This window comes from Elusimicrobiales bacterium, assembly GCA_041651175.1.
In the GTDB taxonomy this organism is placed as follows: Bacteria; Elusimicrobiota; Elusimicrobia; order Elusimicrobiales; family Elusimicrobiaceae; genus JAQTYB01.
In genome coordinates, this window is record JBAZJT010000045.1 from 1 (window position 1) to 5,143 (window position 5,143).

General features: G+C 58.0%; 7 protein-coding genes and 1 tRNA gene. All 8 read right to left on the reverse strand.

The features are described 5' to 3' along the window. Positions 1-161 precede the first annotated feature (161 nt). Entirely contained in the window at positions 162-2,621 is a 2,460-nt protein-coding gene (locus tag WC421_11690; GenBank protein MFA5162889.1) for a sodium-translocating pyrophosphatase, read from the reverse strand. A 103-nt stretch (positions 2,622-2,724) separates the two neighbouring features. Next, positions 2,725-3,414 carry a 50S ribosomal protein L1 gene (gene rplA, locus WC421_11695; GenBank protein ID MFA5162890.1) on the reverse strand — a complete coding sequence of 230 codons (690 nt, stop codon included), beginning with the start codon at positions 3,412-3,414 and terminating at the stop codon, positions 2,725-2,727. 59 nt (positions 3,415-3,473) lie between these two features. Continuing rightward, on the reverse strand, positions 3,474-3,905 hold the full coding sequence (gene rplK / locus WC421_11700; protein ID MFA5162891.1) for a 50S ribosomal protein L11: 432 nt from the start codon (positions 3,903-3,905) through the stop codon (positions 3,474-3,476). Positions 3,906-3,914: 9 nt separating this feature from the next. Then, positions 3,915-4,448 carry a transcription termination/antitermination protein NusG gene (gene nusG, locus WC421_11705; protein ID MFA5162892.1) on the reverse strand — a complete coding sequence of 178 codons (534 nt, stop codon included), beginning with the start codon at positions 4,446-4,448 and terminating at the stop codon, positions 3,915-3,917. A gap of 4 nt (positions 4,449-4,452) precedes the next feature. Next, positions 4,453-4,641: a preprotein translocase subunit SecE gene (gene secE / locus WC421_11710; protein MFA5162893.1), complete on the reverse strand. Its 189-nt coding sequence runs from the start codon at positions 4,639-4,641 to the stop codon at positions 4,453-4,455. A gap of 69 nt (positions 4,642-4,710) precedes the next feature. Next, positions 4,711-4,785 (reverse strand) — tRNA-Trp (locus WC421_11715). A gap of 68 nt (positions 4,786-4,853) precedes the next feature. Continuing rightward, entirely contained in the window at positions 4,854-5,012 is a 159-nt protein-coding gene (rpmG, locus tag WC421_11720) for a 50S ribosomal protein L33 (GenBank protein ID MFA5162894.1), read from the reverse strand. After that, positions 5,013-5,143 (reverse strand): elongation factor Tu (locus tag WC421_11725; GenBank protein ID MFA5162895.1); only part of this gene is annotated, 131 nt, incomplete at its 5' end.

A 5,143-nucleotide genomic window follows, 5' to 3' on the forward strand; every position in this document is an offset into this window, starting at 1 on the left:
AGAATTCTGCGCGAAGCGGAGGAAAAAGACACGGTAAAATCAATCAAAACGGGAGGCATGGCAAAAAATATCCCGACGGAGCCACGACGAGAGATTTCAGGCTCATTATTCAATTAGAAAATGCTGCCGTCGCGGGCGGGCTTTTTGCGCGAAAACAACTTTTACTTCACGCCGGCGGGGACTTTCTCCTCGCTGCGGCGGCAGCAGGCGGGGGTTTCCTCCCGCTCTGCCACGGGAATGCGCATCGCGTAGAAGGAGCGCCACACAAAGGTCATGGACAGCGCAAACAGTATGACCGCGGCGACCGCGTTCACCTCGGGCGGGGTGGTGATGGCAAGCTCCACCGCCAGCAGGCCAAACAGGGTGGTGAACTTGATGACCGGGTTCATGGCCACCGAAGAGGTGTCCTTGAACGGGTCGCCCACGGTATCGCCCACCACGGTGGCGTCGTGCAGCGCGGTGCCTTTGGCTTTAAGCTCGGTCTCCACCAGCTTTTTGGCGTTGTCCCACGCTCCGCCGGCATTGGCCATGAATATCGCCTGATACAGGCCGGATATGGCTATGGATATCAGGTAGCCGATGAAGAAGAAGTGGTTCACGCACGCGAATGCCAACGTGCCGAAAAACACCGCCAGGAAGATGTTGAACATGCCCTTCTGCGCGTACTGGGTGCAGATTTCAACCACCTTCTTGCTGTCGCTGACGGAGGCTTTCTCGCTGCCTTCCAGCTTGATATTGCGCTTGATGAACTCCACCGCGCGGTACGCACCCGTTGTGACGGCCTGTATTGACGCGCCGGTGAACCAGTATATCATCGCGCCGCCGGTTATCAGCCCCAGCAGGAACAGCGGGTTGAGTATGGACAGCCCCTCCGTAACCACAGGCGCGCCGAATTTGGCGGTCAGCAGTTGGATGATGGAGAATATAAGCGTCGTCGCCCCCACCACGGCCGTGCCTATCAGCACCGGCTTGGCGGTGGCCTTGAAGGTGTTGCCCGCGCCGTCGTTTTCCTCCAGGAACATCTTGGCGTTCTCGAAGTCCGGCGTGAAGCCGAAGTCTTTTTTGATGCTCTCGCTTGCGCCGGGAAGGGTTTCTATCATGGACAGTTCGTAGACGGACTGCGCGTTGTCGGTAACCGGGCCGTAGGAGTCCACCGCGATTGTAACCGGCCCCATGCCCAGAAACCCGAACGCCACAAGCCCGAAGGCGAATATCGCCGGCGCGGACATCAGCGCGCCAAGCCCCAGCAGGCTGACCATGTACGCTATCGCCATAAGCGCGATGATGGACAGGCCCATCCAGTAGCAGCTGAAATTGCCCGCTACCAGCCCGGAGAGGATGTTAAGCGACGCGCCGCCTTCCTTTGAAGCCGTCAGCACCTCGCGCACATGGGCGGAATTGGTGGAGGTAAATACCTTCACCAGCTCCGGTATAAGCGCGCCGGCTATGGTGCCGCAGGTGATTATGGAGGCCAGCTTCCACCATATCGTGCCGTCGCCCACCGTCGGAATCAGCAGGTAGGAGAGCAGATAGGTCATCGCTATGGACACGGCGGAGGTTATCCACACCAGCGAGGTGAGCGGATGCTCGAAGTTGAACTTTTTATCCTCGTAGAGCGATTTGGAAATCGCGTGGTTTACCCCGTAGGAGAGCGCGCTGGTTATAATCATACCTATGCGCATGACAAATATCCAGACAAGCAGCTGCACCTGAGTCAGCGCCTCCGGCACGGCAAGCAGAATGAAGGTTATCAGTGCCACGCCGGTAACGCCGTAGGTTTCAAAGCCGTCCGCCGTCGGGCCCACGGAGTCGCCCGCGTTGTCGCCGGTGCAGTCGGCAATGACGCCGGGATTGCGCGCGTCGTCTTCCTTGATTTTGAAGACAATTTTCATCAGGTCGGAGCCGATGTCGGCGATTTTGGTGAATATGCCGCCGGCTATTCTGAGCGCCGCCGCGCCGAGCGATTCGCCTATGGCAAAGCCGATAAAGCACGCGCCCGCCGCCTTGCCCGGCACAAACAGCAGTATGAACAGCATGATGACCAGCTCCACGCTGATAAGCAGCATGCCTATGCTCATACCGGCTTTAAGCGGAATGGCCATTGTCGGGAACTGTTTGCCCGCCAGCGACGAAAACGCCGTGCGCGAGTTGGCGTAGGTGTTGATTCTGATGCCGAACCACGCCACCGAATAGCTGCCCAGTATGCCTATGACGCTAAACAGCGTGATAATCGCCACGTCGGCGGCAGGCAGATGGCGCAGTACGCCGAAATAAACCACTATCACAGCCGCGATAAATGTCCACAGCACGGCGATGAATTTGCCCTGCGTTACCAGATAGGTCTTGCAGGTTTCGTAAATAAGCTCGGAGATGTCGCTCATGGAGCGGTGGACGGGCAGCTTTTTGATGTCCATTGACTGCCACAGCCCGAACAGCACGCCCAGCACGCAGATGGCAAGCCCGAACATAAGCAGGGTGCGCCCGTCAAATCCCATGAAAGAAGCCGCGCTCAAATCCGGGATTACCAGGTCCGCCTCGCCCGCGAAAGCCGCGCCGCAAAGCGCGGGTACAAGCGCCGCCGCGCCCAGCAGGCGCGCCGCCGTGAATCTGCCCTTGAACATCGTTCCCCTCCTTAATGATATGAGCCGCGACAAACCCGGCTTTTTCAACGAGCGCGGCCTGACATCATCTGCCAGGCCGCGCCGGATTACCCCATTGCGATTCTCATGCTTCCGTTTTGTGGATGACTTCCACCTTAACGCCCGGCCCCATCGTGGAAGCCAGATGGGCCGAACACACATACACGCCCTTGGACGTGGCCGGCTTAGCCTTAAGCACGGCCTCTATGACGGCGGAGGCATTCTCGGCCAGTTTTTTGGCCTCAAAAGACGCCTTGCCCACCGGCACATGCACTATGCCGAAAGAGTCGGCCTTGAATTCTATGCGGCCCGCCTTGAGTTCCTTGACGGCGCGCGCAAGGTCAAAGGTAACGGTTCCGCTTTTCGGATTGGGCATGAGCCCGCGCGGGCCCAGCAGCTTGCCCAGCTTGGCAAGGTCCTTCATCATGTCCGGCGTGGAGACAAGAATGTCAAAATCCATATCGCCCTTGGAGATGGCGTCTATAAGCTCCATGCCGCCGGACCTGTCGGCCCCGGCGTCCTGGGCTTCCTTGACCTTTTCGCCCTTGGCGACGACGGCAACGCGGGTGGTTTTTCCCGTGCCGTTGGGCAGCGCGACGGTGCTTCTGACCTGCTGGTCGGCCTGCTTGACGTCTATGCCCAGGCGCATGTGGACTTCCACCGTCTCGTCAAACTTGGCGGTGGCGTTTTTCTTTACTATTTCCGCGGCCTCTGCCACGATGTAGGTTTTAGCCGCGTCGTAATTTTTGGCCGCGGCGGCCAGTCTTTTTCCCATTGCGTTCTCCTTGAGGTTTTTGGCGGGGAAAAATCCCCTCCCTCAGTAAAATTTTTCCGCTATTCCGTGTCAACGCCCATGCTGCGGGCGGTGCCGCGCACCATCTGCAAGGCCTGCGCGACGTCTTTGGTGTTAAGGTCGGGCATCTTGGCCCTGGCGATTTCCTCCATCTGCTTCACCGAGAGCTTGCCCACCTTCGTCTTGTTGGGCGCGCCGGAGCCTTTGGCCAGCCCCGCGGTTTTTTTAATCAGCGCGGAAATGGGCGGCATCTTGGTGACGAAGGTGAAAGTCCTGTCGTCAAAAACCGTGATGACCACCGGGATTGTCATCCCCGCCTCCATCTTCTGCGTGCGGGAGTTGAACTGCTTGCAGAAATCCATGATGTTGACGCCGTGCTGGCCCAGCGCCGGGCCCACGGGCGGGGCGGGGGTGGCCCCGCCGGCGGGAATTTGCAGCTTGATAAGGGTTTTTACCTGTTTTACTTTTGCCATGGCTGTCTCCTATACTTTCTCCACCTGCAGGAAATCCAATTCCACAGGGGTGGGCCGGTCAAAAACCGTAACCATCACCTTGAGTTTGGACTTGGTCTCGTTCACCTCGTCTATGATGCCGAGGAAGTGCTTGAAGGGGCCTTCTATGATGCGCACGCTCTCGCCCTTGTCGAACTGCACGGCGGGGCGCGGCTTGTTCTGGGCCGATGCGGAGGTAAGTTCCACGATGGCCTTTACTTCCTCCTCCGGCAGGGAGACGGGCTTGGGGTCGCCCAGAAATCCGGTAACGCCGGTGGTGTTCCTTATGAACCAGTAGGTTTCGCTGGTAAGCGCCATTTCCACCAGTATGTAGCCGGGGAAGAATTTGCGCTTGCGGAAATGCTTTTTGTTCTGCTTTACTTCCACCACTTCTTCGGTGGGGATGAGTATCTGGAAAACCCTGTCGGTAAAGCCCTGCGTCTGGGCGTTCTGGGTGATGAGCCTCTGTATCTTGTCCTCGTACCCGGTTTGGGTATGGACTACGTACCAGCCTTTTTCTTCCATATTATCAGCGTCCTCCGAGCACAACGCCCAGCAGTTTGGAAAGTCCGAAGTCTATGGCGCTCACATAAAGCGCCACTAGTATAACCACCATGAAAACGAAAATGGTTGACTGCACCACCTGGCTCCGCGGCATCCAAGTGGCCTTGGAAAGCTCGGAATACGCCTCTTTTAGAAACTGCGCCGCCTTGTCCATAAGCCAATTTCCTCCGGTCCGCGGCGGGCAACGCCCGCCTTCGTCCCGACAGCCCGCGCCTGAAATTTATGGCGGGAGCGGAAGGACTTGAACCTTCAGTCCCGGTTTTGGAGACCGGTGGTTTACCAGTTAACCGACGCTCCCTTCAGAAACCCCGCGCGCAAAGCCGCCCCAGGCGCGCCCCGCAAGGGGCGCGCCGGAACGTTTGCAATTCAGGCCTTGGTTTCCTTGTGCTTGGTTCTTTTTCCGCAGGTTTTGCAGAACTTTTGCAACTCAAGCTTGGTCTCGCGCTTCTTTCCCCGCCGGAAAGTGTAGCTGCGATTCTTGCACGTTTCGCAGGCGAGAAGGAATTTGTATTTTTCTGTCGCCATTTATTCTATGACCTCGATAACTACGCCGGCGCCCACCGTGTGCCCGCCCTCGCGGATGGCAAAACGCAAACCTTTTTCCATCGCTATCGGCGTGATGAGCGTTACCGTCATCTCCGTGTTGTCGCCGGGCA

What these genes read in the sequence shown, in the direction of transcription:
- WC421_11690 (MFA5162889.1), bottom strand. Translation starts at nt 2,621, where the DNA reads ATGTTCAAGGGCAGATTCACGGCGGCGCGCCTGCTGGGCGCGGCGGCG.
- secE (MFA5162893.1), bottom strand. Translation starts at nt 4,641, where the DNA reads ATGGACAAGGCGGCGCAGTTTCTAAAAGAGGCGTATTCCGAGCTTTCC.
- rpmG (MFA5162894.1), bottom strand. Translation starts at nt 5,012, where the DNA reads ATGGCGACAGAAAAATACAAATTCCTTCTCGCCTGCGAAACGTGCAAG.
- nusG (MFA5162892.1), bottom strand. Translation starts at nt 4,448, where the DNA reads ATGGAAGAAAAAGGCTGGTACGTAGTCCATACCCAAACCGGGTACGAG.
- rplK (MFA5162891.1), bottom strand. Translation starts at nt 3,905, where the DNA reads ATGGCAAAAGTAAAACAGGTAAAAACCCTTATCAAGCTGCAAATTCCC.
- rplA (MFA5162890.1), bottom strand. Translation starts at nt 3,414, where the DNA reads ATGGGAAAAAGACTGGCCGCCGCGGCCAAAAATTACGACGCGGCTAAA.